Origin of the sequence: Thalassobius sp. Cn5-15 (genome assembly GCF_022347685.1) — a bacterium.
Classification (GTDB): Bacteria; Pseudomonadota; Alphaproteobacteria; order Rhodobacterales; family Rhodobacteraceae; genus Thalassobius.
The window spans coordinates 112,380-137,480 of the sequence record NZ_JAKRGF010000002.1; the positions used below are offsets into that span (position 1 = coordinate 112,380).

At 57.8% G+C, this 25,101-nt stretch carries 28 protein-coding genes; 13 read left to right on the forward strand and 15 right to left on the reverse strand.

Features of this window, described 5'->3' with window-relative positions:
• Window positions 1-238 precede the first annotated feature (238 nt).
• Window positions 239-2,893, forward strand: coding sequence for a type I DNA topoisomerase (gene topA / locus MHM86_RS06375; protein ID WP_239197151.1), 2,655 nt, complete (start codon window positions 239-241; stop codon window positions 2,891-2,893).
• A gap of 108 nt (window positions 2,894-3,001) precedes the next feature.
• Here topA and MHM86_RS06380 read toward each other — a convergent pair whose 3' ends face one another.
• The 6 genes from MHM86_RS06380 to MHM86_RS06405 all read right to left on the reverse strand — a co-directional run bounded on the left by MHM86_RS06380 (window position 3,002) and on the right by MHM86_RS06405 (window position 6,880).
• Window positions 3,002-3,541 carry an invasion associated locus B family protein gene (locus MHM86_RS06380; protein ID WP_239197153.1) on the reverse strand — a complete coding sequence of 180 codons (540 nt, stop codon included), beginning with the start codon at window positions 3,539-3,541 and terminating at the stop codon, window positions 3,002-3,004.
• Window positions 3,538-4,512, reverse strand: a complete 975-nt coding sequence (locus tag MHM86_RS06385; RefSeq protein WP_239197155.1) for a CsgG/HfaB family protein — start codon at window positions 4,510-4,512, stop codon at window positions 3,538-3,540. The genes MHM86_RS06380 and MHM86_RS06385 overlap by 4 nt, the downstream gene beginning before the upstream one ends.
• 61 nt (window positions 4,513-4,573) lie before the next feature.
• Window positions 4,574-4,882, reverse strand: a complete 309-nt coding sequence (locus MHM86_RS06390; RefSeq protein WP_239197157.1) for a curli assembly protein CsgF — start codon at window positions 4,880-4,882, stop codon at window positions 4,574-4,576.
• Window positions 4,883-4,918: 36 nt separating this feature from the next.
• Window positions 4,919-5,467 carry a hypothetical protein gene (locus MHM86_RS06395; RefSeq protein ID WP_239197159.1) on the reverse strand — a complete coding sequence of 183 codons (549 nt, stop codon included), beginning with the start codon at window positions 5,465-5,467 and terminating at the stop codon, window positions 4,919-4,921.
• Between the two features lie 36 nt (window positions 5,468-5,503).
• Window positions 5,504-5,872, reverse strand: a complete 369-nt coding sequence (csgH, locus tag MHM86_RS06400; protein WP_239197161.1) for a curli-like amyloid fiber formation chaperone CsgH — start codon at window positions 5,870-5,872, stop codon at window positions 5,504-5,506.
• 96 nt (window positions 5,873-5,968) lie between these two features.
• Window positions 5,969-6,880: a hypothetical protein gene (locus MHM86_RS06405; RefSeq protein ID WP_239197163.1), complete on the reverse strand. Its 912-nt coding sequence runs from the start codon at window positions 6,878-6,880 to the stop codon at window positions 5,969-5,971.
• Between the two features lie 467 nt (window positions 6,881-7,347).
• Between MHM86_RS06405 and MHM86_RS06410 the strand changes: the two genes are divergently transcribed.
• The 3 genes from MHM86_RS06410 to MHM86_RS06420 all read left to right on the forward strand — a co-directional run bounded on the left by MHM86_RS06410 (window position 7,348) and on the right by MHM86_RS06420 (window position 10,198).
• A complete protein-coding gene (locus tag MHM86_RS06410; protein ID WP_239197165.1) occupies window positions 7,348-7,680 on the forward strand; it encodes a hypothetical protein in 333 nt (110 codons plus the stop codon).
• Between the two features lie 86 nt (window positions 7,681-7,766).
• Window positions 7,767-8,510, forward strand: coding sequence for a response regulator transcription factor (locus MHM86_RS06415; RefSeq protein ID WP_239197167.1), 744 nt, complete (start codon window positions 7,767-7,769; stop codon window positions 8,508-8,510).
• A gap of 206 nt (window positions 8,511-8,716) precedes the next feature.
• A complete protein-coding gene (locus MHM86_RS06420) occupies window positions 8,717-10,198 on the forward strand; it encodes a helix-turn-helix transcriptional regulator (RefSeq protein ID WP_239197168.1) in 1,482 nt (493 codons plus the stop codon).
• A gap of 70 nt (window positions 10,199-10,268) precedes the next feature.
• Here MHM86_RS06420 and MHM86_RS06425 read toward each other — a convergent pair whose 3' ends face one another.
• The 8 genes from MHM86_RS06425 to MHM86_RS06460 all read right to left on the reverse strand — a co-directional run bounded on the left by MHM86_RS06425 (window position 10,269) and on the right by MHM86_RS06460 (window position 17,218).
• Entirely contained in the window at window positions 10,269-10,613 is a 345-nt protein-coding gene (locus MHM86_RS06425; protein WP_239197170.1) for a RidA family protein, read from the reverse strand.
• A gap of 11 nt (window positions 10,614-10,624) precedes the next feature.
• Window positions 10,625-12,016, reverse strand: a complete 1,392-nt coding sequence (locus MHM86_RS06430; protein ID WP_239197172.1) for an FAD/NAD(P)-binding oxidoreductase — start codon at window positions 12,014-12,016, stop codon at window positions 10,625-10,627.
• Window positions 12,013-12,315, reverse strand: a complete 303-nt coding sequence (locus MHM86_RS06435; protein ID WP_239197174.1) for a (2Fe-2S)-binding protein — start codon at window positions 12,313-12,315, stop codon at window positions 12,013-12,015. The genes MHM86_RS06430 and MHM86_RS06435 overlap by 4 nt, the downstream gene beginning before the upstream one ends.
• Entirely contained in the window at window positions 12,308-13,399 is a 1,092-nt protein-coding gene (locus tag MHM86_RS06440) for an FAD-binding oxidoreductase (protein WP_239197176.1), read from the reverse strand. The genes MHM86_RS06435 and MHM86_RS06440 overlap by 8 nt, the downstream gene beginning before the upstream one ends.
• A gap of 3 nt (window positions 13,400-13,402) precedes the next feature.
• Window positions 13,403-14,197 (reverse strand): ABC transporter permease, encoded by a 795-nt coding sequence (locus MHM86_RS06445; protein WP_239197178.1) that lies wholly within the window; start codon window positions 14,195-14,197, stop codon window positions 13,403-13,405.
• 12 nt (window positions 14,198-14,209) lie between these two features.
• On the reverse strand, window positions 14,210-15,070 hold the full coding sequence (locus tag MHM86_RS06450) for an ABC transporter permease (RefSeq protein WP_239197180.1): 861 nt from the start codon (window positions 15,068-15,070) through the stop codon (window positions 14,210-14,212).
• Window positions 15,070-16,113, reverse strand: coding sequence for an ABC transporter ATP-binding protein (locus MHM86_RS06455; RefSeq protein WP_239197182.1), 1,044 nt, complete (start codon window positions 16,111-16,113; stop codon window positions 15,070-15,072). The genes MHM86_RS06450 and MHM86_RS06455 overlap by 1 nt, the downstream gene beginning before the upstream one ends.
• Before the next feature lie 76 nt (window positions 16,114-16,189).
• Entirely contained in the window at window positions 16,190-17,218 is a 1,029-nt protein-coding gene (locus MHM86_RS06460; protein ID WP_239197184.1) for an ABC transporter substrate-binding protein, read from the reverse strand.
• 114 nt (window positions 17,219-17,332) lie between these two features.
• Between MHM86_RS06460 and MHM86_RS06465 the strand changes: the two genes are divergently transcribed.
• From MHM86_RS06465 to MHM86_RS06475, 3 genes are all read left to right on the forward strand, one after another.
• The gene (locus MHM86_RS06465; RefSeq protein WP_239197186.1) at window positions 17,333-18,238 is read left to right on the forward strand and encodes a LysR substrate-binding domain-containing protein; all 906 of its coding nucleotides are present in this window, start codon (window positions 17,333-17,335) and stop codon (window positions 18,236-18,238) included.
• 186 nt (window positions 18,239-18,424) lie between these two features.
• Entirely contained in the window at window positions 18,425-19,147 is a 723-nt protein-coding gene (locus MHM86_RS06470) for a CoA transferase subunit A (protein ID WP_239197188.1), read from the forward strand.
• 2 nt (window positions 19,148-19,149) lie between these two features.
• The gene (locus MHM86_RS06475) at window positions 19,150-19,794 is read left to right on the forward strand and encodes a 3-oxoacid CoA-transferase subunit B (RefSeq protein WP_239197190.1); all 645 of its coding nucleotides are present in this window, start codon (window positions 19,150-19,152) and stop codon (window positions 19,792-19,794) included.
• 66 nt (window positions 19,795-19,860) lie between these two features.
• Here the strand turns inward: MHM86_RS06475 and MHM86_RS06480 are convergent, their stop codons facing one another.
• Window positions 19,861-20,667 carry a lytic transglycosylase domain-containing protein gene (locus MHM86_RS06480; RefSeq protein ID WP_239197192.1) on the reverse strand — a complete coding sequence of 269 codons (807 nt, stop codon included), beginning with the start codon at window positions 20,665-20,667 and terminating at the stop codon, window positions 19,861-19,863.
• Between the two features lie 289 nt (window positions 20,668-20,956).
• Between MHM86_RS06480 and MHM86_RS06485 the strand changes: the two genes are divergently transcribed.
• The 6 genes from MHM86_RS06485 to MHM86_RS06510 all read left to right on the forward strand — a co-directional run bounded on the left by MHM86_RS06485 (window position 20,957) and on the right by MHM86_RS06510 (window position 25,099).
• Window positions 20,957-21,151: a Flp family type IVb pilin gene (locus MHM86_RS06485; protein WP_239197194.1), complete on the forward strand. Its 195-nt coding sequence runs from the start codon at window positions 20,957-20,959 to the stop codon at window positions 21,149-21,151.
• 304 nt (window positions 21,152-21,455) lie between these two features.
• Complete coding sequence (locus MHM86_RS06490) at window positions 21,456-21,650, forward strand: Flp family type IVb pilin (RefSeq protein ID WP_239197194.1); 195 nt, start codon at window positions 21,456-21,458, stop codon at window positions 21,648-21,650.
• Window positions 21,651-21,933: 283 nt separating this feature from the next.
• Entirely contained in the window at window positions 21,934-22,128 is a 195-nt protein-coding gene (locus MHM86_RS06495; RefSeq protein ID WP_239197194.1) for a Flp family type IVb pilin, read from the forward strand.
• Between the two features lie 163 nt (window positions 22,129-22,291).
• The gene (locus tag MHM86_RS06500) at window positions 22,292-22,498 is read left to right on the forward strand and encodes a pilus assembly protein (protein WP_239197196.1); all 207 of its coding nucleotides are present in this window, start codon (window positions 22,292-22,294) and stop codon (window positions 22,496-22,498) included.
• A 67-nt stretch (window positions 22,499-22,565) separates the two neighbouring features.
• Window positions 22,566-23,438, forward strand: coding sequence for a Flp pilus assembly protein CpaB (gene cpaB, locus MHM86_RS06505; RefSeq protein WP_239197198.1), 873 nt, complete (start codon window positions 22,566-22,568; stop codon window positions 23,436-23,438).
• Between the two features lie 233 nt (window positions 23,439-23,671).
• Window positions 23,672-25,099, forward strand: coding sequence for a type II and III secretion system protein family protein (locus MHM86_RS06510; RefSeq protein ID WP_370644073.1), 1,428 nt, complete (start codon window positions 23,672-23,674; stop codon window positions 25,097-25,099).
• The last annotated feature ends 2 nt before the right edge of the window (window positions 25,100-25,101 follow it).

Genomic DNA, 25,101 nt, shown 5'->3' on the forward strand with positions numbered 1-25,101 from the left:
CAACATCCGGCATTTGCACCGAAACAGGGGGCTGGCAGCGGGGCGCAATGTCGCGCCGCTGCCAGCGCCCCAGCCTCTGTCCTTGCGCTCCGGTCTCATCAAAACGACGTAAATACCCCCTCACAAAGACGCCAATTCCACCAGAAGAAAGACAGCAATTGACAATACCCTCTTGCAGGCCTCATCTTGCGCGGCCATAGAAAGCACGCGTTTTTTCATCACAGAGGTCGCCACTGACATGCCAGTCGTTGTTGTAGAATCTCCGGCCAAGGCCAAGACAATTAACAAATATCTTGGCTCGGATTATACGGTTTTGGCATCTTATGGCCACGTCCGCGACCTGCCACCCAAAGACGGATCGGTCGACACAGACGACGATTTTGCCATGACATGGGAGGTGGGCAACGATTCCCGCAAACACGTCAAAGCGATCGCCGATGCCCTGAAAGACGACAACGAACTGATCCTCGCGACCGACCCCGATCGCGAAGGAGAGGCGATCAGCTGGCATCTTGAAGAGGCGCTGCGCAAACGCCGCGCGGTCAAAAAGGACACGCCGGTGAGCCGCGTGGTCTTTAACGCGATCACCAAATCCGCCGTGACCGAAGCGATGCAAAACCCCCGTCAGGTCGACACCGATCTGGTGGAAGCCTATCTGGCCCGCCGTGCCCTCGACTACCTCGTGGGTTTCAAACTGTCACCGGTTCTGTGGCGCAAACTGCCGGGTGCGCGCTCCGCCGGTCGCGTGCAATCGGTCTGCCTGCGTCTTATCGTTGAACGCGAGATGGAGATTGAGGCATTCAATCCGCAGGAATACTGGTCGGTCAAGGCCATGCTCGCCACCCCGCGTGGGCAGGAATATGAGGCGAGACTGACCGTTCTGGGCGGTGACAAGCTGGACAAGTTTTCGATCACCAATGAAACGCAGGCCGAGCTGGCGGTGCAGGCGATCAACAGCCGCAATCTGACGATCACTTCGGTTGAGGCGAAACCCGGCAGCCGCAATCCATCGGCGCCCTTCATGACCTCCACTCTGCAACAAGAGGCGAGCCGTAAATTTGGCATGGGTGCGCGCCAATGTATGAACGCAGCCCAGCGCCTCTATGAAGCGGGCTACATCACCTATATGCGGACCGACGGCATCGACATGGCGCCAGAGGCAATCACCGCCGCGCGTGAGGAAATCGCCACGCGCTACGGCGCCGAATATGTGCCCGATAGCCCGCGCATCTATAAAAACAAAGCCAAAAACGCACAGGAAGCGCACGAGTGTATCCGCCCTACCGATATGTCGGTGGACGCTGGCCAATTGGCCAAGCTGGAGGCGGATCAGCGCAAGCTGTACGATCTGATCTGGAAGCGGACGCTGGCCTGTCAGATGGCCGGCGCCCGTCTGGAACGCACCACCGTTGACATCGGCAGCGACGACCAGCAGGTTGGCCTGCGCGCCACCGGTCAGGTGGTGATGTTTGACGGTTTCATGCGCGTCTATGAAGAGGGCCGCGATGACGTCGCCAGTGGCGACGAGGATGACAAGCGTCTACCGCAGGTGATGCAGGGCGAAAAGGCCGACAAGCGCACCGTCAGCCCCGAACAGCATTTCACCCAGCCACCGCCACGCTACACCGAGGCGACGCTGGTCAAAAAGATGGAAGAGCTGGGCATTGGTCGCCCCTCTACCTACGCATCTGTGCTGGGTACGATTCAGGAACGCGAATATGTCCGCAAGGATAAAAATCGTTTGTTCCCAGAGGATAAGGGCAGGATCGTGACGATCTTCCTGCTCAATTTCTTCCGCAAATACGTCGGCTATGATTTCACCGCGCAGCTGGAGGAACAGCTGGACGACGTGTCCGCTGGCGAACGCGATTACAAGAGCGTTCTGGAACGGTTCTGGCGCGATTTCGGCGCAGCAATTTCTGAAACGACCGAATTGCGGATTACCGAGGTTCTGGACGTTCTGGATGACGCGCTGGCGCCGCAACTCTACCCCCCGCGCGAGGATGGCACCGATCCGCGTGTCTGCCCGAAATGTGGCAACGGACAGCTGCACTTGAAAACGTCGCGCACGGGCGGATTTGTCGGCTGCGGCAACTATCCTGAATGCACCTACACCCGCCCCATCGCCGGTGAAGGCGCTGAGGGCGAAGAGAAACTCCTTGGCACCGATGGTGAGGATGAAATCTGGCTGAAGGATGGCCGTTATGGCCCCTATGTTCAGCGCGGCGAAGCCACGCCGGAAAACAAAAAACCCAAGCGTTCCTCCCTGCCCCAGACCCGTCACGGCGGCTGGCCCAAGGCGGACACCACGCTGGAACAGGCGCTGAAACTGCTTAGCCTGCCGCGCAACGTGGGCGACCACCCCGAAGGTGGACGCATCAGCGCCAACCTTGGACGGTTTGGTCCCTACATCATGCACAAGCTGCCAGAGGCGGAAAAACCGACCTATGTGAATATGAAAACATGGGAAGAGATGTTTGAGATCGGCATGAATCACGCGGTGGAAATGCTGGCCGAAAAACGCGCCAATCCCGGTCGCCGTGGCGCCGCTGCCGCAAAAGCCCTGCGTGAACTGGGTGATCACCCCGATGGCGGTAAGATGAGCGTGATGGAAGGCCGTTATGGTCCCTACATCAAATGGGAAAAGGTGAACGCCACCCTGCCTAAGGATGTGGAACCCAAAGACATCACCGTCGAACAAGCGGTTGAACTGGTGAACGAAAAGGCCGCGAAAAAGCCGGGCCGCAAGAAGGCTGCGGCAAAGACCACTGCCAAGAAGCCAGCGGCGAAGAAAACCGCCGCCAAGAAAACGACTGCAAAGGCGACAACCAAGAAAGCCCCAGCAAAAAAGGCAACGCCAAAGAAAACTGCGACCAAAGACGCTGACGCATAAAGAAACGGGCCCGAGGGCCCGTTTTTCTTTGCTCTCAGCTCTCAATTTCCTTACGTGCCCCCGTCCCCACACCGCAGAGGATGGATGCGCACCACGACTGTGCGGGTCTTACCCGTCAGCGGCGGTGGTAGAAATAATCGCCAGACCGTTTCTGAACCCACCAAGAGAGACAGGAATTTCGATCGGCCCGGCATTGGGGACTGTCACCATAAACGCCGCGCCCTGACCTTGCTCAAGCGTCTCAAAGGCCGCTTTGGACAAAGGGGCCTCAACCATGCAACCGGCTTTGAGGCAGCGGGACCACATGAATGTCTCAACCACTGCGCCGTCCACACGCAACTCTGGCGGCACTTGTAGATCCACCCCCAAAGGCAGGGCCGCCTGTAACTGCAGCGTGCCCTGATCCGGCAGCCAGACCAGCGCCACCACCAGTGCAGCGGTGTTCGGATCCTGCGTCAGGATACGTTGGTAGAGCTGACAACTCTCTGGTCCGGGATCGCGGCCTGCCAAACATTCCACCACCCAGTCACCTGAAAGCTGCCGCTTGGCCGTATCGAATGTGGACTGAGCCTGCGCCGGCACATGGCTGCCCCATGCAATCAGCCCCGCCAGACCATACGCAATTACCGCGCGGGCTATGGCAGTCATGATGCACCTGTCTTGGCTGCCTCAGCATCGATCATCTTAGCCGCGCGGCTCACCAACGAGTCTTGATCTTCGTCGGCAGCGACTGTGGCGCCAGCCAGCCGTTCGCGCTGTTTCAACAACAATTCGCGTTCGACATTGCCATTGCGGAAATGCCAGACATTCTTGCGTGCGCCCTCAAGGATAAGGTCATAGACGGCCAGCTCCACCGCTTGGCGTACAGCGATGCCAGTGGGTTCGTTGACAGAGATACCGGCATCAAATTCAAGCAACCTATCAACCCCAACGAAGCGGAACACAGTCACCTGATCCGCCAGCGAATAGATGGTCTTTTCGGTCTGCACAGATGCCAGCACCTCACCAGTTTGGACGCTGACCGCCCGCAAAATCACGGAAATCCGATCGCGCCGGTACTCCACACGGTTGCCGATCCCCAGCAGACGCGCCCCGATGCCGCCGGTGATGACGTTGGTGTCATAATCAATCACCCCACCCGAAACGATCAGGCCTGCAAAGCGCAGCGGTTGCAGGGTCGAGCGTCGCGTACCGCGGTAATTCTGATTGGTCTGGTCGATCAACTGGCGTTCCGTCAGCAGGTCCTGCAGGGCGGCACGTTCCACAACATTGAACCAGCGCCCGTCGCCCACGTCAGTCAGCACGTCGATCAGGACGTCTGACATCCCCTGCGACACAGCCCGCGAAAATCGCGTTAGATTATCGGATTCATCATTCTGACCGGTTTTATCGTCATATCGATAGACCGCCACATCCACCCGCTGACGCGGCGCGGCGAGGTTTTTCAAACGGGTGCCGGATACAGTTTCCGGTGTCGAAAGCGGTGGCGCTGCGTTTGAATCAAATTTGGTCCCGACGCTTTCACGTCCCGGATCCGAACAGGCACTGACCGCCACGACAACCAATACCCCGCCCACAAACGCACGCGTCTTCGAAAACAAAGTTTTAAACTGTCCCATGCTGCCAACCTACGTTAATTATCTTTAAGTATTTTGGGTTCGCTTTCCTGACACACTGTGGTCAGTTGGAAGGCGCCGCCGCTGCTGGATCTTGCGGCGTTGGCGTCACCGGAGGTGTCCCGCCGATGCCACCCAGATCAATCACAATTGGTGGAAAGTTAATGTCTGGTGCCCCGCCACCGCCGCTGCTTTCAGGAACGAAGCGGTTTTCAATCTGTGCCGCGCCCAACAGGGGTGTCCAATAATCTGGGTTGCCCCCCAGACCGGGCACGATGGGGCGATAGATCAAATCACCTGCAAGGGCATTGCCAGAGATAAGGGCCGATAATAATGCTATGCCCGCTCCAAACCGTAGTTTTGATATCTTCATAACGTCTCCCTTTCAAAATGCGTGGTCTTGTTAACCTCAATTCAGTCTGACGACGGTGCCTTCGGCCGCGTTTACAATCACAATACCGCCGCTATAGCCCTCACCGGCCTGACCATAGACAACCGTGGTCCCGACAGAGTTCACCAGCGCAACCGAGCTGCTGAGGTTCTGACCGATTTGCGCGGTCGCGATGCCGTTGTTAGACCCGCCAACAATCGCCGCGACCGAGTTTAGATTGGTGCCCAACTGGGCCTGCGCGATCGCACTGCCAGGAGAATCCTGAATGACTGCGATCGCCGAATTGGAATTGCCGATCTGCTGAGCGGCTGTGCCAGCATTCTGGCTGCCTGTGATCGACGACAGGGCGCTGTTCAGGTTGCCTGCCTGTTCGATGAGGGTCGATGTCCCGCCGCTTGAACTAAAAGGCGTATTTTCAGGAATGCCCGTGGATACGACAACCTGTTCCAGCGTCAGACCGTTGCTGATCTGAAACCCGAAATCTTGTGAAAATGCAGGGGAAGACGGGCCAAGAGACGACAGGCCAAAAACAGCTGCAGCTAAGAGAGAGAGATGACGATATTGCATTCCGTGCTCCTCGGTGATTGGCCTGTAATACAGGCACTATTTCCTATAGCTCAGTGAACAAGACGACCTTTGCTTCCCATCGTTAATTTTGAGCCGCGCGTTCAGCTGACTCCCCCTAGAAAGGTAGATCGTGGTTGTCGAAAGAACAAGAATTTCCTGTGTCTGATGCGTGCCCCCCTCGAAGGCACCGGCCTGTTGAGACAGGGAAACATTGCCGTTCTGGCGCGTCTCTACCAACAGTGTGTAGGTGCCAGCGGTCCAGATTTGCGGATCAACCGCGCCCTGCAGCGTGACCAGATTTTCGTTTTCTTTTAAATGGATTGAGCAATCCTGCGCGCGCGCATCATCTGCGGAAACGGCGGAGCTCACCGCAAGTGTAATCAATAAATCCAAAGCTAAAAACATGTCAGGCAACCTTCACACCTGATGAGGTCGAAAGTGGGGGCACCAAGGAAGCGCCCCCACAAGTGTTTAGCTACTCAAACTTGTCTCAACTGGAGATTAGTTCGAGTTCTGGTAGTTGACCGCTTCGTTGCCGTTACCCTGCTGAATGATGGCGCTGGAGTTGCCATCACCCAGCTGGATGCTGGCCGCGGAGTTCAGAGAGGCTGCACCTGCCACAGCACCGCCTACAACGAGGCCGGCGGGAATGGCCACATTGCGGGTTGCACCGTCAATCGCGGCCAGCGTTTGGCTAGCACCCCCGCCCTGTGAGATCAGAGAGGCGTTCCCATCACCTACCTGAACCTGCGCGGCGGTGTTATCGCCGTCGTTCTGGAAGGTCATCGCGTTGTTGTTCAGGCCAAACTGCGAATGCGCTGCGATGTTGTGGTCACCAGCTTGCAGGATGGTCGAAACGTTGAAGTCACCGACCTGTGCCGATGCCGCGCCATTGTCGATGCCGTCCTGAATGATCGCGTTCATGTTGTCATCACCATACTGCGAAATCGCAGCTTCGTTGCCAGCTTGAGTCTGGCTGATGATGGCATCGTTGCGGTCGCCGCGCTGCAGGGTCGCAGATTCCTGACGCACACCGGCTTGCAGGTTTACAGCTTGGTTATTGTTACCAACCTGAAACTGCAGGTTCGCGTTCGCAGCCTGCTGGGCAACGGTCGCGCTTATGCCACCAGTGGTCTGGCCTTGCGCAGTGATCGCGGAGCTCAGGTTCACGCGTGCACGTGCGCCGTTGCCGGCCTCACCAGCAGTGGCAATCGCTGTTTCGTCGTTCCCGCCACCAGCTGAATCGAGCGCTTCGGCACTGTTGAAGATACTGCCTGTCTCATTCGCTGTCGCAGCAGTGTTGCTCTCAGCCGACGCGTTCGCTGGTGCGATCCCACCACCAGTTGCGGTTTGCGCGAATGACATGCCAGCAGTCAGCACCAGAGCGGTCGAAGCCAAAAATAGCTTTTTCATAGTCAAGTCCTTTCGATGTCCTTTGATCCAAAAACACCGCCGTAACCCCCTCAGGTCAGCAGCGATGTAAGGACGATAGGAAGATAGGACCGAACCGGACATTCCTGAGATCACTCAGGCTCCGCTGCATGGGTTCCTGTACAAAAGGAGGTAGCCCCTATCCGGATTCGACTATTTGCCCCAAGGCGCGTAACCGATTCCGGTTATGCGGGGGGTACGGAAACCGGTTAGCCTGCGAAAATCCGGCGATTCGCATACAAGATTCCAGTAACTCGACCGAAATATTTGCAACCGTTTAGGGGAATTTCGCGACAATTTGCCCATTTTTCTTGACTTAGCGTCACTCTGAAAGGTTAATGTGCCCTCAAAAGGTTAACAAACCGTTAATTTGTTAAGAGCAAGAATTCCGCACTGCGGGCCAAGTCAGAGCCTGACCGTCTAAACGCAATTTACGTGGGACTTGAGCAATGATTTTGAATTCTAAAGTTCGTTTTTTTCCAATGGCCGCAGTTTGCGCGGCCACCGTTGTCTGGGGGCACATTGCACAGGCTGATAGCAAAGTGTTTGTTCCCCAAGCGCAGGATCGGGTTGGCAGCGTTTATGTGCTGCAGGCTCATCAGGTTCGCAACGTCAGAGCGGCAGCTGCCGCCAGAGCCAAGCGCGCCCAACAAGCGCGAGCCCGGCAAGCAAGGGCGCAGCAACAACAAGTGCAGGCCGTTTCAGTACAAGACGCTGAAATACTGGAGCTTCCGGCAAGCGGACTCCCGGTACTACCCAACGCGCACATTGCTGTGCGCTAAGACCTGAACCATTCCTTCAGTCAATTCACCCGTTGGCTGCTTTTCTAGACACTGTCGCGAGACCTTTTATTAGGGGGGGACATTTGATGAGTCATGTAGACGTGCATTCGTTGAGTATTCTGGCGCGTACCCACTTACTAAAGTCAGCTTTGGAGCAGATTGCCTCCGAGTTGCAGCTGCCATTTTATACCATTGAGGACGCAAATTCCGTCCAACCAATTTCCAAAGTTGTTTTACTATCTTTCACAAACGAAGAAGGGTTGCTTGAGGATATCGATATCCTTCTCAATCGGCTGACCGCACCACGGATCGTACTGTTTCCGCTGGATCCATCGCTGCTGCAATCGTTGAGCAGTCTGCCCAATGAGGTCGCGGCGGTTGTGTCGCCCGATATGCTGGCAAGCGAGATCAAATCGGTTATCTCTCTTGTGGTAGAAGGGCACCGGATCATTTCCTATTCCACCAAGGCTGACCATCACGATCCGCTTACGTCGCATCCGCAATCCGGGCGATTGAAGCTGCTCACAGAACGTCAACTGGAGATTTTGCAGCAGGTCGCGCAGGGGCAATCAAACAAATCTATTGCCCGCACCTTGGATATTTCGGTCAACACCGTTGAGGCACATGTGTCCAAGGTCATCCGAAAGCTGAAGGTGGTCAATCGCACCCAAGCTGCGCTGGCACTAAGCGGTGTCACAGACGAGTTACCGCACAAAAGGCGAAACACAGACGACTACGAGCGCCCCTCAACACCACGAGTCAGCCAGTTCAGAACCATCACTGGCGGCGTTTCTACGGCAGCGGCCAAAACGACCAGCCTGAAGATATGACGCAAACACCGTCGCATTACCTGACCAGGGTCCTGCCCGTCTTAGCGCGCCTTGCAGGCCTTAGAAATATTTGACTGGAACCACGGGGGGGACAGTGGCTCCAGTCAAGGCTGGGAAAATTAACCTTTGTTTCTAATCAGAAGCATTTGGATCAGGACTTCTTAAGGCAAACTAGCACGGTACTTCAAAGACGGAGGTGTCGAAAATTGACGAAAGGTGATGACAAAGAAGGCACCGCTTTTGGGGTGCGTTTCGGTCTATTAGTGCGTTCTTTCCGCGATGACCTTGGCCTGTCGGTCAAAGATCTGGCCGTGCGCGCATGGAATGATGAGGGGCGCAAAGCCAGCATTTCGCGCCTTGAAAACGGCCATGTCGCAAACCCCACAGCGCGCACAGTACAGACGCTGGCCCATGCTCTCGACATCCCGCAAGACGACATCGATGCGCTGCGTGAAGCTGTACAGAAACCAGCCGAGGCGATGCCCCCGCAACTCGACGGACTCGGCAATGCGCGTCGTGATCAACTGGAAGCACTGGCAAGCCGGTTTGAAATCGACCGCGTCTATGACAGATCGGATGCGGAGCTGCGGGTGCTGCTGGATGACAAGGCAACGGAATACCGTGTGTTCAAACAACGGTTTCAAGAACTGGATGGGCTGGCGGCTGAATTGACCAACACCAAGGCCGCTGCAGCCGAAGCGGCAGCCCGGCTTGATTTTGCGGAATATGATATGCTGCTGATCAAGGTGGATCGCATCTACAGCTCGATGGCGGTGCGCGCCAAAGAGGCACGGGCCCATAACGCCCTGCTGCGCGGACGGATCGAGGAAGCATTTCTGGTTTTTTCCAGCGCGGCAGAGGCACTGAACACCCTTGATACCATGCAGTCAGCGGAAAAGCGGCTGGAATATCACCGTTTCCTGTTTGAACACGGGTTGCGCTACGACCCCGCCGGTCTGCGCTATTCAGCCGAGATCCTGAAACCAGCGGTTGCTGTGCAGTGCTGGCCGGCCCCACGGCGTGCGCGGGCACTGCAGAACTATGCCAATGCGCTGGCAAACATGGGCATGCGCACAGATGCACCGGACAGCACCCCATTGCTGGATGACGCCATCAGTGCCTATCATTCAGCCCTGCGTTTGGTAACAGACACAGACCACGGTGAAACATGGGGCATGATCCAGCAAAACCTAGGGGCGACGCTGTCATTGCGCGCCAAACATGCGGCCCATCACGCCGAAGCGCGCGATTATCTGGGTCAGGCGATAGATGCGTTTTCGACCGCATTGAAGCTGCGTTCAGAAACAGAGATGCCGGTGGAATGGGCGATGACGACGCAGAACCTGGCGGTTGCCCTTTTGGAAAAGGCCAAACTGACCGACGGTACGAAGGGCACGGCGCTGCTGGAAAAGGCCAAAGACCTGCTGGAAAACACATTGGACGTGCGCACCCAAAGCGACACCCCCTTTGACTGGGCCTTAACGCAGGAAAACCTTGCGATCGTGACCAAGGCGCTGGGGGAAAGGACGCAGGCAGAGGTATCGGCTAAGTATCTGGAACGTGCGCAAACGCATATCCTCGCCGCTCTGCGGATCTATGAAGGCGAAGCAGGGAGTTTTTATCGCGCCAAGGCCCGGACCCTGAAAAACGAAATCCAGCAAAAGTCGCTGGAACGGCACCTTCAGTAACGGGGATTGCGCCGGTTCTGTCCACATCCTAACACATGTTTTCAGATCCGGCGCGGGGTGTGGGCCTGCGTCAGTCGCAGGCAGCGGTGATGATCACTTCGACCTTGAGTTCGGGACGGGCAAGTTTGGCCTCACCACAGGCGCGGGCGGGTGCGTGGCCTTCGGGCACCCATGCGTCCCAAATGGCGTTCATTTCAGCAAAATCCGCCATATCAGCGACCCAGACGATGGCCTGCAGGATCTGTTCCCGCGAGGATCCTGCCTCTGCCAGAAGGGCATCGACCCGGCGCAGGCATTCGGCGGTTTGGTCTGCTACGCTCTCTCCCGCATTGCCGACCTGACCGCAGAGATAGACGGTTCCATTGTGCTTGACGATCTTACTCATCCGTTGGCCGGTGTGCTGGCGTTCAATCATGGTCATGTCCTTTATGTATCTTGGCTGCTGGCATCATAGGCGGCCAGCTCCCCCAATGTGACGGGTTTCAGAGGTGCGCGGATGCGCAGCGCACCGGTTTCGTCCTGACTTTGCCCGGTTTCCTGCGCCAGCAACTCTGTCACGGTCAAACCGCAGAAGCGTCCCTGACACGGTCCCATCCCTGCACGGCCAAAAGCCTTGGCCTGATTGGGACCTTTACAGCCCAGTTTCGCAAAGCGGCGGATGTCACCGGCGGCCACCTCCTCGCAGCGGCAAATGATTGTGGCATCTGCGGGCGACAGAGACTGTGCGGCTGGCGGATAGGACCGGTCCAGAAACGGGCGCGCGTGCAGCTCATGCGCTCTTTGGCGCTGCAGCGGCGCGACAGCAGACTGCAACGCGTGCGGTGTAAGCAACCCCAACTGGCAGGCCGCGCCGAGGGCCGCAATCTGCCCCGATATCGCGGCGACTTTCGCGCCACCGATACCTGCACCGTCCCCCGCGATGCTGACCGCGGGTTCAGAGGACGTGCAGAGCGCATCAACCGTCGGCAGAAAACAGCGCTGGGTCTGGTCATAGACGTGATCCAACCGCAGCGCGCGGCTGATCTGGGTGTTTGGCACAACCCCGTGGTGCAGCAGCGCCGTATCGGTCGCGATCTCATGGGATTTGCCGCGCACGGTAAACCGCACAGATGTCAGGGCGCCCTGCCCCTCCAGCGCGATGTCGCGTGCACCCGTATAGCGCGGCACGCCTGCGGCCATGATCTTGGCCATCAGACCCGCGCCCTTGACCAGATAGCGCCAACCCCGCAATGCCCCGGCCAGATCACCGCGCGCCGCCCACATGTCACTGCGGCTTTGCGTTTCGATCAACGCACGGGGTTTGCGCCCCGCCGCAATCATCTGCGCCGCCAGCAGATACAATAGCGGGCCGCAGCCGATTAGCACCGGGTCGCGCGCCACAAGCCCACCGGATTTCAGCAGGATCTGCGCCGCACCAGCGGTCATTACCCCCGGAAGGGTCCAACCGGGCAGCGGCATGGGCCGTTCGGTGGCACCCGTTGCCAAGATCAGGTGACGCGCGCTGATCTGTTCGGGTTTGCCGTTCTGCGAATAGGTTACAACGCCGTCGCGGGTTACATCCCAGACGGTGGCGCCCGCACGGTGGAGCGCACCGCTGTCACGCAGGCCCTGCGTCAGAACCCGCCCATGGCTGTAGTCAGGGCCAAGGATCCGATGCTGCACATCGCTGGCCTGATCCACATTACGGTAGATCTGGCCGCCCGGATTGGGCTGTTCGTCAAGAACCACCACACTGGCGCCCAGTTGCGTTGCACGGGCGGCAGCCGCCATACCGGCAGGTCCGGCCCCCAGAATGGCAATGTCAAAGGTGTCGGTCATACTGCACCCTCACTGTCAACTTGGCGGGAGCCGACGCGTTTTACCTGCAGGCCATCCTGCACCGGTGTCATGCAGGCTTGCACCGTCACGCCGTTAATGGACACAAGGCAATCGTAACACGCCCCCATCAAACAAAATGGCCCCCGCGCCGCGCCGGACACTGGCGTGTCGCGAAAAGCAGTTATCCCCGCACCCAACAAGGCTGAGGCCACAGTCGCACCCTGAGGTGCAGAAAGCTGTCGGTCTTCAAACTGGAACTGCACCTGATTGGTGCCCTGTGGCTCAAGGGGATCAAACATTGAACCTGCTTTCACTGAACAAAGAGAGGTCGGGGGCGGTGTTGCGGTCCTGAATCCAGTCAGGCAACAGCCCTGCGTGCGCGGCCGCCAGCGTGATACCGCTGTGGCAGGTCACGAAATGCGCCCCCGCGAATTTGGTTGAACGCTGATAGATCGGCAGACCATCCGGCGACATCACCCGCAACGCAGCCCAGCTGCGCACCAGTTGCACATGTTCCAGCAGCGGGAACACATCGACCGCATAACGGGCCAGATCCTGCAAGGTTGGCAGATCGGTGCTGTCAGCACCGGTTTCCGCCTTTGAGGCCCCGATTTGCACACCGCCTTCGTTCACCTGCCGGATCCGGCCAGACGGATATTTCAGAAAGAACGGCAGTTTTTCGGTGATCAGCACCTGCCCTTGCTGCGGGCGCACCGGCGCGTCAAACCCCAGATCCGCGCCATATTCGGCAGAGCCGAGGCCAGCAGCCAGAACTAAGGCATTGCCTTCGATCCTCTCCCCTGTTTCCAGTGTCACGGTATAAGCGCGGTCGCCACCGGCAATCTCTGTCACTTTGGCACCGGTTTGCAACCGCCCGCCCATCTGCTGTACCGCCACTGACAGGGCCCGCAACAGCAGCAGCGGGTTCACATGCCCGTCCATCGGCGAATGGATACCGCCGACAACCTTCGGACCGATCTCTGGCACCAGCTGTTTCAGGCGGCTGTGCTCCAGCACCTCGAACGGGTAATCCCCGTCAAAGTGATCCTGCAACCCCTGCAAGCCAGCGGCATCCTGAGCCAACGCATCGGCATCGGTAAAATACTCCACCCCGCCGATCTGACTGAAGGCAATGTCGATGCCAGTCGCCTCTTTCAGGTCCTTCGCAAAGCCCTGCCAAAGTTTGGCAGAGCTGCGCGACCACGCGGCGTAATGCGGGGCCTTGGCGCCTTTACCTTGGATCCAGACCAGACCAAAGTTGCCGCGCGACGCACGCGCATCCGTGTCGCTGCCGTCAATGACAGTGACCTGTGCGCCCTGTTTCAGCAGACCATAGGCAACCGACAGGCCAACAACGCCGCCGCCAATCACTAGCGTAGTCATCGTTTATCCTTTGCCCACAAAGATCTTGTCCAACCCATAGAGGCGGTCCAGTACCAGCATCAGCAGGAAGGTCAGCACGATCAACACGGTCGAGACCGAGGCAATCAGCGGGTCAATTGTCTGCGCGATGTGGTGATACATGCGCACCGGCAGGGTTTGCGTGGCGGGAGAGGCCACAAAGACGCTCATGGTCAGTTCGTCAAAGCTGGTGATGAAGGACAGGATCCAGCCCCCTGCCACACCAGGCAGGATCAACGGCAGCGTAATGCGACGGAACACGGTAAACTTCGACGCACCAAGGGTCATCGCGGCCTGTTCCGCATCCTGCGGCAGCCCCGTGGCAGAGGCCAGCGCCAGACGCAATGCATAGGGCATGACCAGCACCACATGCGCCGCTGTCAATCCGGCAAAACTGCCACCCATCCCGACCTTGGAATAAAACTGCAGGAAGGCAACACCCAGCACCAGATGCGGGATCATCAACGGCGACAGCAGGAAGGCGGAAATGGCATCGCGCCCCGGAAACTTGCGCCGTGCGATAGCCAATGCGGCCGGCACCGCCATCGCCACTGCAATACTGGCTGAAATCAGCCCCAACCACACCGACACCCAAAAGGCCGAGATGAAATCAGGATTATCAAGGATCGCATAGAACCAGCGCAGCGACAGACCGTCGGTGGGCAGGGACAGATAACCTTTGTCGGTGAAAGACACGGCAATCACCATCAACAGGGGGGCCATGATGAACGCGACAAACAGCGCGTGAAAAATCAGGGCAATAGGGCCAAGACGTTGCATGCTGTGCGCTCCTTATTCGAAGACTTTGGCGAAACGGCGTTCCACCAGTTTGTTGTAGGTGACGATAATCACCACGTTTGCCACCAGCAAAAGAACAGCGATCGTGGCCCCCAGAGGCCAGTTCAATGTGCTGAGATATTCATCATAGGCAGCGGTCGCGACCACCTTCATCCGGCGGCCACCGATGATGGCGGGCGTGGCAAAGGCGCTGACGGTCAGGGCAAACACGATGATCGACCCGGACAGAATGCCAGGCATCGCCTGCGGCAGAGTAATCCGACGCAGCACGGTCAGCTTGGAGGCACCAAGGGTCCATGCGGCATCCTCGGATTGCGGGTCGATCTTTTGCAACGACGCCCAGACCGAAATCACCATAAAGGGCACCAGAACATGCACTAGCGCAATGGTCATCCCGGCAAATGTAAACATCAGGCTGACCGGCTCATCGCTGAACCCCAACCCCTGCGCAATCATGGTTAAAATACCGTTACCGCCAAAAAACAACGCCCATCCCAGCGTGCGCACCACAACCGAGATCAGCAGCGGTCCCAGTACCACCAGCAGGAAGATCGACTTCCACGGGTTTTGCAGCCGCGACAGCACATAGGCTTCGGGTGCGCCGATCAGAACACAGATAACAGTGACCAGCGCCGCCAATCCGAAGGTGCGCAGGAAAATCTTGTGAAAGTAGCTGTCGCCCAGAACGTCAGCATAATTCGCCAATGTCCAATCCGGCAGAACACCGGCGTTGAAATCATAGGCGTGCAGGCTGAGCAGGAAGGTCATGATCATCGGCGCACCAAGAAGGGCGGCAAAGAAGATCACGCCGGGGGCCGTCATGGCCCATGCGGCACGGTTTGCAGAGCTGGCCATCACGAGGCCTCCGCAAACATGGACAGGGCACCGTCGGGCCAGTTCAACCGCGCGGTTTGGCCACGGGCAAAGCCGGGCGCACCGGTATTGGGCTGTGTCACAAACAATTCGCCCATCGCACCGCGCACACGGTAAAGCCAATTGGCACCGTGGAAAATCGCCGCCTCAACCTGAACTTCATCGCCGTCGCCTTCAGGGCTGAGCGCGAATTTTTCAGGCCGGATCGACAATTGCATAGAGGCGCCAGCTGGCATTCCGTGAGCGGGCAGCAGCAAAACGTGATCGGCGACCTTCACATGGTCGGCATCAATAATCTGGGCATCGAACAGGTTGGTCTTGCCGACGAAATCCGACACAAACGGGCTGACCGGACGCTCATAGAGGTCCAGCGGCGCAGCGATCTGTTCCATTTCGCCATCTTTCATCACCACGATGCGGTCGGACATCGACAGGGCTTCTTCCTGATCGTGGGTGACCAGAATAGTGGTGACGCCAATTTCCTGCTGCAACAGCCGCAGTTCCAGCCGCATGTCCTCACGCAGTTTGGCATCCAGATTGGAAAGGGGTTCATCCAGCAGCAGAACCGGCGGCTCAATCACCAATGCGCGTGCGAGGGCAACCCGCTGTCGCTGACCACCGGACATCTCCTTGGGGAAGCGATGCATGAACTGGCCCAGTTTAACCTGTTCCAGCGCTTTGCGTGCGCGGTCCTGACGTTCGGCTTTGCCGACACCGCGCATTTCCAGCCCGAAGGCCACGTTGTCCAGCGCCGACATATGCGGAAATAGGGCATAGGACTGAAACACTATGCCCAGCCCACGTTTGTTGGGGGGCGTGTGCGAAATATCGCGACCGTCCAGCAGGATCTGACCGGAAGTGGGTTCCAGCAATCCGGCAATCATCTGCAGGGTCGTCGTCTTGCCGCAGCCCGACGGGCCCAGCAGCGATACAAACTCACCCTTTTCGATCGACAGTGTCATGTCGCGCACTGCGGTGAATTCGCCAAATTGTTTATTGAGGTTCTTGAGGCTGAGGAAAGACATCCACGCTGTCCCTAGAGGCTAAGAAAGACGCGGGTGTTCAGTCCCGCGCCTTTGAATTTAGTGCAATGAGGCGCGATTAACGCTCGATTTGACGGGTCCATTTCTGGGTCCATGCGCCGCGCTGTTCGTTGACCACGGTGTAGTCAATGTTCACCAGCGTGTCGACGCGCTCTGGCCCCACCGGCAGGGCACCGATCTGTTCGTCGGTCAGCGCAACGTTTTTGTTCACCGGACCCCAGCCTTTTTCAATGGCAAAGTACTGCTGCATCTCGGCAGAGGTGATGAACTTGAGGAAGTCCTGGGACAGTTCCGGCACATCGGAATCAACCACCGGGCAGGCTGCAATCAACAGATTCACCGCGCCCTCTTCGGGGTAGGCAAACGCGCCCGGGAAACCGGTGTCCGCCAGCGATTTCAGACGGCCAGACCCCCAGACAGACAGCGCAATTTCACCGTTCTGGAACAGTTCAGACATTTTGCCGGACGAAGGTTCATAAACCAGTACGTTGTCGTCGATCTTGTCCTGGAACATCTCGAAACCAGGTTCAATATCGGTTTCGCCACCACCGTTCAGTTTTGCCGCCATGATCAACGCATGCAGGCCATAGCCGTTGGTGATCGGTGGGATCGCCACTTTGCCCTTATACTTCGGGTCCGCCAGATCCGCCCAAGAGGTCGGGGCCGCCCAACCGTTCTTTTCAAACATCTCGGCGTTATAGGCCAAACCGGTTGCCACGATGCCAACGCCGACGGCCTTGTTTTGGGGCATGCGGGACGCATCATACAGATCGGCAAAAGTCGCTTCGTCTACGGTATCGCAGTAGCCGAAGTTGATCGCCTGTGTCATCGGGCCATCGTCGATAAACGCGATGTCAATCTCCTGCGCACTTTCCTGGGCGCGCAGTTTCGCCAGCGTATCGGTGGAGTTGCCCGATACATAGACCACCTTAGCACCGGATTTTTCCTGCCACGCGGGAATGATAACTTCCTTGAACAGCGTCTCGGTCGAGCCACCGTAAGCCGCAAGATAAAGGGTTTTGTCTTCTGCATGTGCCAGCCCTGCCGAAATGGCCAGCGCACTTGCCGCAATCAGTGTGGAACGCATTTGATCCTCCCTAGGCGTTTTGATTGGATCCTTTGTAGCGAGGGTGAATATCATATTTCAAATTCAAATATTCGTGCTATTCATGCGCAAATGTTATGGATAGGGAAAGATGCCTTGAAACTCAACCATCGCCAGCTGGAAGCGTTTCGCGCCATGATGGAAACCAGCAGCGTCACCGAAGCGGCGCGGCGGATCCACATCACCCAGCCCGCAGCCAGTCGGTTGCTGTCTGACCTTGAACTGCAAGTTGGCTACCCCCTGTTCATTCGTCAGAACAAACGCCTGACCCCCACCTCAGAGGCGATCGCCCTGTTTGAAGAGGTGGATCGTTCCTTCATCGGGTTGTCCACGATAGCCGAAGCAGCGCGCGAAATTGGCACCTTCCGCCGTGGGGCCCTGCATATTGCTGGCCTGCCCGCGCTGGCGCTGGAGTTTCTGCCAGACGTGATTTCCGAATTTTGCGCAGACCGACCGGACATTTCCGTCGCCCTGCAGATACACAGCTCTCAGAAGGTGCTGCAATGCATCGCGTCGCAGCAGTATGAACTGGGCTTTGCCGAACGCAGTGTATCCCACCCGGCAGTCGCCTCCGAGACACTGTGCGAAGTGCCGATGGTGGCGGTACTGCCTATCGGTCATCCACTTGCGGATCGAGAGGTACTGGTGCCGCAGGACATGGAAGGGGAATCGTTCATCTCGATGGGTTTGAATTACGCCATTCGCCAGCAGATCGACGCTATTTTCAAAGCTGCGAACGTAGAACGACGACTACAGGCAGAAACGCAATTGTCCTTTGCTGCCGGTCATTTGGTCGCCAGTGGCTCAGGCATTTCGGTCATTGATCCGATCACGGCAAACTACCTCACGCGGTTGAACCTTGTCGTGGCCCGTCCGTTTGAACCATCGGTCAGCTACGCCTACCAGATGCTGTTCCCCCGCCACCGCCCACGCTCCCAGATCTGCGAAGCCTTCGCAAGGATCACCAAAGAACGGCTGCATCAGCGCCTGATGGCGTGCTGACCGCGCGGGCGGAGTTAACTGTCGCCCATATTGCCATTCACGTGCAAACGAAGAAGCCCTGATAAATTGACCCGCCGTCAAAACTACGTACATCCATACGTAGGAATACGATGTCCCCCTCCCTCACATTGACAGCGATACGACGCCACGTCACAACCAACGCCATACCTGAAACGGGAGATTTCTATGAAAAAAGTCTATCCGAACGCCGCCGCCGCCCTGGACGGGCTGCTAAAGGACGGCATGTTCATTGCCTCGGGTGGTTTTGGCCTGTGCGGCATTCCTGAATTGCTATTGGACGCGATCAAGGATGCCGGCACCAAGAACCTGACCTTTGCCTCCAACAACGCGGGCGTTGATGATTTTGGCATCGGCATCCTGTTGCAGACCAAACAGGTCAAGAAGATGATCAGCTCTTACGTCGGCGAAAACGCCGAATTCATGCGCCAGTATCTCTCTGGCGAGCTGGAGCTGGAGTTTAACCCACAAGGAACACTGGCCGAACGCATGCGCGCAGGTGGTGCGGGTATCCCCGGTTTCTTCACCAAAACCGGCGTGGGCACGGTGATTGCCGAAGGCAAGATGGAAAAACAGTTCCCCACCGGCGCAGACGGCGCGATGGAGGATTACATCATGGAGGAAGGCATTTTCGCCGACCTCGCCATCGTGAAAGCGTGGAAAGCCGACGAAACCGGCAACCTCGTGTTCCGCAAAACCGCCCGCAACTTCAACGCCCCTGCTGCCACCTGTGGCAAGGTCTGCGTGGTTGAGGTGGAGGAGATTGTGCCGACCGGATCCCTGGACCCCGACAGCATCCACCTGCCCGGCATCTATGTGCATCGCATCATCAAAGGTGATCACGAAAAACGTATCGAACAGCGCACCGTTCGTCCGCGCGAGGAGGCATAATCATGGCCCAAGAGACCAAAGGATGGGATCGCAATCAAATGGCGGCCCGCGCCGCACAGGAACTGCAGGACGGCTGGTATGTGAACTTAGGCATCGGGATCCCGACGCTGGTATCCAATTACATCCCCGAGGGTGTTGAGGTCACGCTGCAGTCTGAAAACGGCATGCTGGGCATGGGCCCCTTCCCCATTGAAGGGGATGAGGACGCCGACCTGATCAACGCGGGCAAGCAGACCATTACTGAGTTGCCGCAAACCGCCTATTTCGACAGCGCGCAGTCTTTTGCGATGATCCGCGGCGGCAAGATCGCCATGGCCATCCTCGGCGCGATGGAGGTTGCCGAAAACGGCGATCTGGCCAACTGGATGATCCCCGGCAAGCTGGTCAAAGGCATGGGCGGCGCGATGGATCTGGTCGCCGGTGTGGGCCGTGTGGTCGTGGTGATGGATCACGCCAACAAACATGGCGTGTCGAAGGTGCTGAAGGAATGCACCCTGCCGCTGACCGGCAAGGGCGTGGTGGATCGCATCATCACCAACCTTGGCGTGCTGGATGTCGTGGAGGGTGGCCTGAAGATCGTCGAAACTGCCGACGGTGTATCCGAGGATGAGCTGCGCGCCGCGACAGAGGCGACGATCGTCAACTGATCCTTGCTACAGAACACAAAAAGCCCCGGCCGATCTGGCTGGGGCTTTGCGTTGGGGCTTTTACGTTTAGGGTGTCAGATTGAACACGCAGCCGTCTGAAATCAGCTCTGGCGGCGTTTTGCACAGCGCCTTTGCAACGGCGAAGGCCGCCAGCACTTTCGGCACGTAATCGCGGGTTTCAGGATAAGGCGGCACGCCTTCGTGCTTCTTCACCGCGTTTTCGCCCGCATTGTAGGCCGCCAGCGCCAATACTGGATCGTCCTGAAATTCGCGCAGCAGCCAATCCAGATAGGCCACGCCACCACGGATGTTCTGACCGGGATCCATCGCGTCCTGTACGTCAAACCGTTCAGCAGTTGCGGGGATCAACTGCATCAGCCCCTGCGCCCCTGCCCCGCTCACCGCATCACTGCGCCCGCTGCTTTCGACTGCAATCACCGACAGCACCAGCGCTGGCGAGACGCGGCTGTTCACACTGCTGATCAGGATCTGCGGCGCATGGGCATTGGCAATGGCCAACAGGCTGTCCAGACGCGGTGCCGCCACGGCGTTCTCTGCAGATGCGGTGGCCAATGCGGTCAGCGCTGCCTCCAAACGGCCCGGACCGGTGTCTGCAATCGCCGGGGAAACATCCTGCCAGAACCAGTCATAGCGTGCGCTTGTCACGGCAGCAGGGGCGCCTTCGCTTGCTGGCGCGGCGGCTTCAGGCACGTTTGGGCCCACCTGCACGGTAATGCGCTTGCTGGTGCCGGGTGCCGGTGGCGTCACCTTCTTGAAGGTGAAATCAGGAAAGGGTTTCGGTCCCTCCGCCAAAAGCGGCATCGCACATATTGCTGCTGCACACACAGCGACTACCTTGAAAATACGCGTCATACTTGGGCTGCCCTGCCTCTGATTTGGGCGACAGTATGACATAAAGGCCAAAGCCTGACTAGAATCTGTGAATAAGTCTGAGGACTTTTATTCAAAACAAAACAAAAACAGTAGCTTAATGTTGTTTTAGCAAAAAAGTTCAATTGCTCCGAAGTTGCACGATTCACGCCCTATTCGCGCCCCATTCCGCGGCGAAAACAGTGTCAGCCAAGGCAACGAGGCGGAGGTGAGAGACCGCTTCGACCTTAAGCCGCCAAGGCAAACACAAACCTTTATTTGGAGAGACACCATGATCAAGTTCATCAAAAACTTCCGCAAAGACGAAGACGGCGCCGTAACTGTAGACTGGGTTGTTCTGACCGCAGCCATCGTTGGCCTGGGTATCGCAGCCGTCACCACCGTTTCCAACGGCATCGACACTGCAGCCACCTCGCTGGTCACCGATCTGGCGGCCACCTCGACCGCTGCTGAAGGTGTCAACTAAGCCCTAAGCGCTTAGCACACTGAGACATGGGCCTCCTCACAGATGTGAGGGGGCCTTTGCGATTCTGCACGTAGGCTGCAGAATCATTTCTGCGATCATTAACAAATAGTTAATCGAAAAATTCTGCATTAACCGGCTTCCATAAAACCACCGCGAACATACCCATAACTGACCCGAAACGCGCCCTATTCGCGCCCCATTCCGCGGCGAAAACAGTGTCAGCCAAGGCAACGAGGCGGAGGTGAGAGACCGCTTCGACCTTAAGCCGCCAAGGCAAACACAAACCTTTATTTGGAGAGACACCATGATCAAGTTCATCAAAAACTTCCGCAAAGACGAAGACGGCGCCGTAACTGTAGACTGGGTTGTTCTGACCGCAGCCATCGTTGGTCTGGGCATCGCCGCCGTAACCACCGTTTCCAACGGCATCGACACTGCAGCCACTTCGCTGGTCACCGATCTGGCGGCCACCTCGACCGCTGCTGAAGGTGTCAACTAAGCCCTAAGCGCTTAGCACACTGAGACGTAGGCCTCCTCACAGATGTGAGGGGGCCTTTGCGATTCTGCAGGGCGCGTCAGCGCAGCGCGCCAACCATCAAACAAAAATGCAAATATCGCCAATTTCATAAAACAACCGCGAACATACCCTGAACTGACCCGAAACGCGCCCCATTCGCGCCCCAATCTGGGTCGATAACATCCTTAGCCAAGGCACAGAGGCGGAAGTGAGAGACCGCTTCGACACGTAAGGCCAAGGCACACACATTTTCTGGAGAGACACCATGATCAAGTTCATCAAAAACTTCCGCAAAGACGAAGACGGCGCCGTAACTGTAGACTGGGTTGTTCTGACCGCAGCCATCGTTGGTCTGGGCATCGCCGCCGTAACCACCGTTTCCAACGGCATCGACACTGCAGCCACTTCGCTGGTGACCGATCTGGCGGCCACCTCGACCGCGGCCGAAGGCGTCAACTAAGACCACCTGCTGGCGGCAAGACCGACCAGCACCAAAGTTTTCCGGAGCCGCCCTGCCGGGGCGGCTCCGTTGTGTAAAACAGTTTCTTTGGTACCTCGTGCGTTTGTATGACCCCATCCGGCGCGATCCAACCTCAAGCTGGAATTTAATCGGAGTTTTTAGAATGCAGAAGTTCATCAAATCCAAACTGGCGTTTTTCAAACGCGACATGTCCGGTGCTGTGACTGTCGACTGGGTGGTTCTGACCGCTGCTGTGATCGGCCTTGGGATCGGTGTTGTCACCGTTTTCTCGGACGGCACAACAGGTGCTGCGGCGACATCAAACCAAAACCTCGCTCAGGCCATGACAGCAGCCGCGAACACAAATTAAACACAACAGCCCCGTTTGAAGCGGGGCTAACACACTTGCACACTTATTAACCATGAAAGGAAATCCCATGCGAGCCGTCTTTGGATTGGTCCTTGTTGTTGGCCTCGGCCTGGCCGGGTTTGCCGCATACATGGTCCAGACTTATATCGCAGGCTATCAGACCGAATTGGCCAAAGCCCGCGCCACATCAAACAAAGTGGTCGAAATGCCTACGGTCGACGTCTACGTCGCCACCCGTCAGTTGAAATACGGCGAGGCGCTGGGTGAAAAGGATGTCCGCCAGATCAAATGGCCCAAGGACGCCCTGCCCGAAGGCTTCTTTACCGAAACCGCAAAACTGTTCCCCAACCCCAATGATCCCAGCCTACGCCGTGTGGTGTTGCGTCAGATTGAGGTGAACGAACCGGTGTTGTCGCTCAAAGTGACCAAACCGGGTCAAGACGCTGGTCTGACATCGCGTCTGGAACGTGGTCAGCGCGCCTTTGCGATCAAGGTTGATGTGACCTCTGGCGTTTCTGGCTTCCTGCGTCCGGGCGACCGTGTCGATGTTTACTGGACCGGTGCGGCCAATCTGGACTCCACTGGCCGTGGCGGCTTTACCAAGCTGATCGAAAGCTCGGTTCCGCTGATTGCTGTCGACCAGACCACCAACGATGACGAGACCGAGGCGACCATCGCCCGCACCGTCACTGTTGCTGCCTCCCCTGCGCAGGTTGCTGCACTGGCTCAGGCGCAATCGACCGGGCGTCTGTCGCTGTCTCTGGTGGGTGCCCGTGATGACACCGTGGCCGAGCAGATCGAGGTGGACCAGCGTGACCTTCTGGGCATCGTCGACGCACCCGCCCCCGTAGTTCAGGCCGAAGTGCGCCCTGAGATCTGCACCATCCGCACCCGTCGCGGCGCCGAGGTGGTGGCGATCGAGATCCCCTGCAACGACTAAGGTCCGCGCAACTTGATCTTAGGGCAAACCGCCCTGTCAGATAAAAATGGGCGCCTCACAGGGGGCGCCCGTTGCATTTCCGCCGCAGAACGCAGATGAATTGCCCAGCTTGCTCCCTACGAAAGTCAGGCATTTTCATTGATTCTTGCATATTTGCGGAAATTCGCGCAGGGTAGCCGCAATTAAGCGGGCAACAGACCCGGATCTGAGGCGTGATCCAAAAGGCAGGTCACATGACATATCGGACTATTTTCAAAGCCGCTTGTTTCGGTTTTGCTTTGGCGACGGCGGGCAGCCTGATGCCAGAGATCGTGAATGCACAGACCTTGAAGGTCGTGAAAAGCAACACCTCGTCGTCACTGAACGTGCCGATGAACCGTGCGGTTGTGGTGGAAAGCGAAACACCTTTCGCTGAACTGTCGATTGCCAATCCGGCAATCGCAGACATCTCTTCCCTATCGGATCGCTCGATCTACGTTCTGGGCAAAGCGCCCGGCACCACGACGCTGACCCTGTTGGACGCGACCGGCAGTCTGATCACCAACGTGGACGTGGTGGTGGCGGCAGACCTGACGGAATTCAAAGAACGTCTGCGTCAAATCCTTCCCGGCGAAAAAATCGAAGTACGCTCTGCCAATGACGGCATCGTACTGTCAGGCACTGTGTCCTCCGCCCAGCGGCTGCAGCGGGCGCTGGATCTGGCGGAACGCTATGCGCCGGAACGGGTGTCAAACCTGATGAATGTCGGTGGCGTGCAGCAGGTCATGCTGAAAGTACGCTTTGCCGAAATGCAGCGCAGTGTGCGCAAATCGCTCAGCTCGTCCCTGTCACTGAACGGGATCGAAAGCGGCACCACCATCAATGGCGGCACCGGCACCACCAACACCTCTAGCAGCGTTGCCAGTTCGTTGAGCGGCACAGTGCCGGCGGTGAACGAAAACATCGGCGCATTGCTGTTCGGGTTTGGCGTCGGGTCTGTTGAGGTTGGCCTGCTGATCGAGGCGCTGGAAAACAAAGGCGTTGTACGCACCCTGGCGGAACCCAACCTTGTGGCGCTCTCGGGCCAGGAGGCGAAATTCCTTGCCGGTGGCGAATATCCCGTACCGATCAGTCAGGAAGATGGCCGAATCACAGTAGAATTCAAACCCTTCGGTGTTGAACTGGATTTCGTTCCGCGCGTTGTGGACGGCGATCTGGTCAATCTGGAAATGAACGCTGCAGTGTCGGCGATCGACCCCACCAACGGTTTCCGCACCGAAGCCTTCACCATCGACGCCTTCCGTCGCCGCGAAACATCGACCACGGTAGAACTGCGCGACGGGCAAAGCTTTGCCATCGCGGGCCTATTGCAGGACGAATTCATCGACAGCAACGGACAGATCCCGTGGCTGGGCGACATCCCTGTTCTGGGCGCGCTGTTCCGCAGTGCTGAATACCAGCGCCAGCAGTCAGAACTGGTGGTGATTGTGTCGGCCCATCTGGTGACCCCCACCCGTGGCGAGGCGCTGGCCCTGCCCACCGACCGGATCAAACCACCGTCCGAATCGGATCTGTTCCTGTTCGGCAACGTCGCCACCGACAAGTCGCGCAAACTGAAAGGTGCGGCAGGTGAAGTGGCCCGTCAGGATTTCAACGGCTCCTATGGCTATGTGATGGAGTGATC

What these genes read in the sequence shown, in the direction of transcription:
- topA (WP_239197151.1), top strand. Translation starts at nt 239, where the DNA reads ATGCCAGTCGTTGTTGTAGAATCTCCGGCCAAGGCCAAGACAATTAAC.
- MHM86_RS06380 (WP_239197153.1), bottom strand. Translation starts at nt 3,541, where the DNA reads ATGACTGCCATAGCCCGCGCGGTAATTGCGTATGGTCTGGCGGGGCTG.
- MHM86_RS06385 (WP_239197155.1), bottom strand. Translation starts at nt 4,512, where the DNA reads ATGGGACAGTTTAAAACTTTGTTTTCGAAGACGCGTGCGTTTGTGGGC.
- MHM86_RS06390 (WP_239197157.1), bottom strand. Translation starts at nt 4,882, where the DNA reads ATGAAGATATCAAAACTACGGTTTGGAGCGGGCATAGCATTATTATCG.
- MHM86_RS06395 (WP_239197159.1), bottom strand. Translation starts at nt 5,467, where the DNA reads ATGCAATATCGTCATCTCTCTCTCTTAGCTGCAGCTGTTTTTGGCCTG.
- csgH (WP_239197161.1), bottom strand. Translation starts at nt 5,872, where the DNA reads ATGTTTTTAGCTTTGGATTTATTGATTACACTTGCGGTGAGCTCCGCC.
- MHM86_RS06405 (WP_239197163.1), bottom strand. Translation starts at nt 6,880, where the DNA reads ATGAAAAAGCTATTTTTGGCTTCGACCGCTCTGGTGCTGACTGCTGGC.
- MHM86_RS06410 (WP_239197165.1), top strand. Translation starts at nt 7,348, where the DNA reads ATGATTTTGAATTCTAAAGTTCGTTTTTTTCCAATGGCCGCAGTTTGC.
- MHM86_RS06415 (WP_239197167.1), top strand. Translation starts at nt 7,767, where the DNA reads ATGAGTCATGTAGACGTGCATTCGTTGAGTATTCTGGCGCGTACCCAC.
- MHM86_RS06425 (WP_239197170.1), bottom strand. Translation starts at nt 10,613, where the DNA reads ATGATTGAACGCCAGCACACCGGCCAACGGATGAGTAAGATCGTCAAG.
- MHM86_RS06430 (WP_239197172.1), bottom strand. Translation starts at nt 12,016, where the DNA reads ATGACCGACACCTTTGACATTGCCATTCTGGGGGCCGGACCTGCCGGT.
- MHM86_RS06435 (WP_239197174.1), bottom strand. Translation starts at nt 12,315, where the DNA reads ATGTTTGATCCCCTTGAGCCACAGGGCACCAATCAGGTGCAGTTCCAG.
- MHM86_RS06440 (WP_239197176.1), bottom strand. Translation starts at nt 13,399, where the DNA reads ATGACTACGCTAGTGATTGGCGGCGGCGTTGTTGGCCTGTCGGTTGCC.
- MHM86_RS06445 (WP_239197178.1), bottom strand. Translation starts at nt 14,197, where the DNA reads ATGCAACGTCTTGGCCCTATTGCCCTGATTTTTCACGCGCTGTTTGTC.
- MHM86_RS06450 (WP_239197180.1), bottom strand. Translation starts at nt 15,070, where the DNA reads ATGGCCAGCTCTGCAAACCGTGCCGCATGGGCCATGACGGCCCCCGGC.
- MHM86_RS06455 (WP_239197182.1), bottom strand. Translation starts at nt 16,113, where the DNA reads ATGTCTTTCCTCAGCCTCAAGAACCTCAATAAACAATTTGGCGAATTC.
- MHM86_RS06460 (WP_239197184.1), bottom strand. Translation starts at nt 17,218, where the DNA reads ATGCGTTCCACACTGATTGCGGCAAGTGCGCTGGCCATTTCGGCAGGG.
- MHM86_RS06470 (WP_239197188.1), top strand. Translation starts at nt 18,425, where the DNA reads ATGAAAAAAGTCTATCCGAACGCCGCCGCCGCCCTGGACGGGCTGCTA.
- MHM86_RS06475 (WP_239197190.1), top strand. Translation starts at nt 19,150, where the DNA reads ATGGCCCAAGAGACCAAAGGATGGGATCGCAATCAAATGGCGGCCCGC.
- MHM86_RS06480 (WP_239197192.1), bottom strand. Translation starts at nt 20,667, where the DNA reads ATGACGCGTATTTTCAAGGTAGTCGCTGTGTGTGCAGCAGCAATATGT.
- MHM86_RS06485 (WP_239197194.1), top strand. Translation starts at nt 20,957, where the DNA reads ATGATCAAGTTCATCAAAAACTTCCGCAAAGACGAAGACGGCGCCGTA.
- MHM86_RS06490 (WP_239197194.1), top strand. Translation starts at nt 21,456, where the DNA reads ATGATCAAGTTCATCAAAAACTTCCGCAAAGACGAAGACGGCGCCGTA.
- MHM86_RS06495 (WP_239197194.1), top strand. Translation starts at nt 21,934, where the DNA reads ATGATCAAGTTCATCAAAAACTTCCGCAAAGACGAAGACGGCGCCGTA.
- MHM86_RS06500 (WP_239197196.1), top strand. Translation starts at nt 22,292, where the DNA reads ATGCAGAAGTTCATCAAATCCAAACTGGCGTTTTTCAAACGCGACATG.
- cpaB (WP_239197198.1), top strand. Translation starts at nt 22,566, where the DNA reads ATGCGAGCCGTCTTTGGATTGGTCCTTGTTGTTGGCCTCGGCCTGGCC.
- MHM86_RS06510 (WP_370644073.1), top strand. Translation starts at nt 23,672, where the DNA reads ATGACATATCGGACTATTTTCAAAGCCGCTTGTTTCGGTTTTGCTTTG.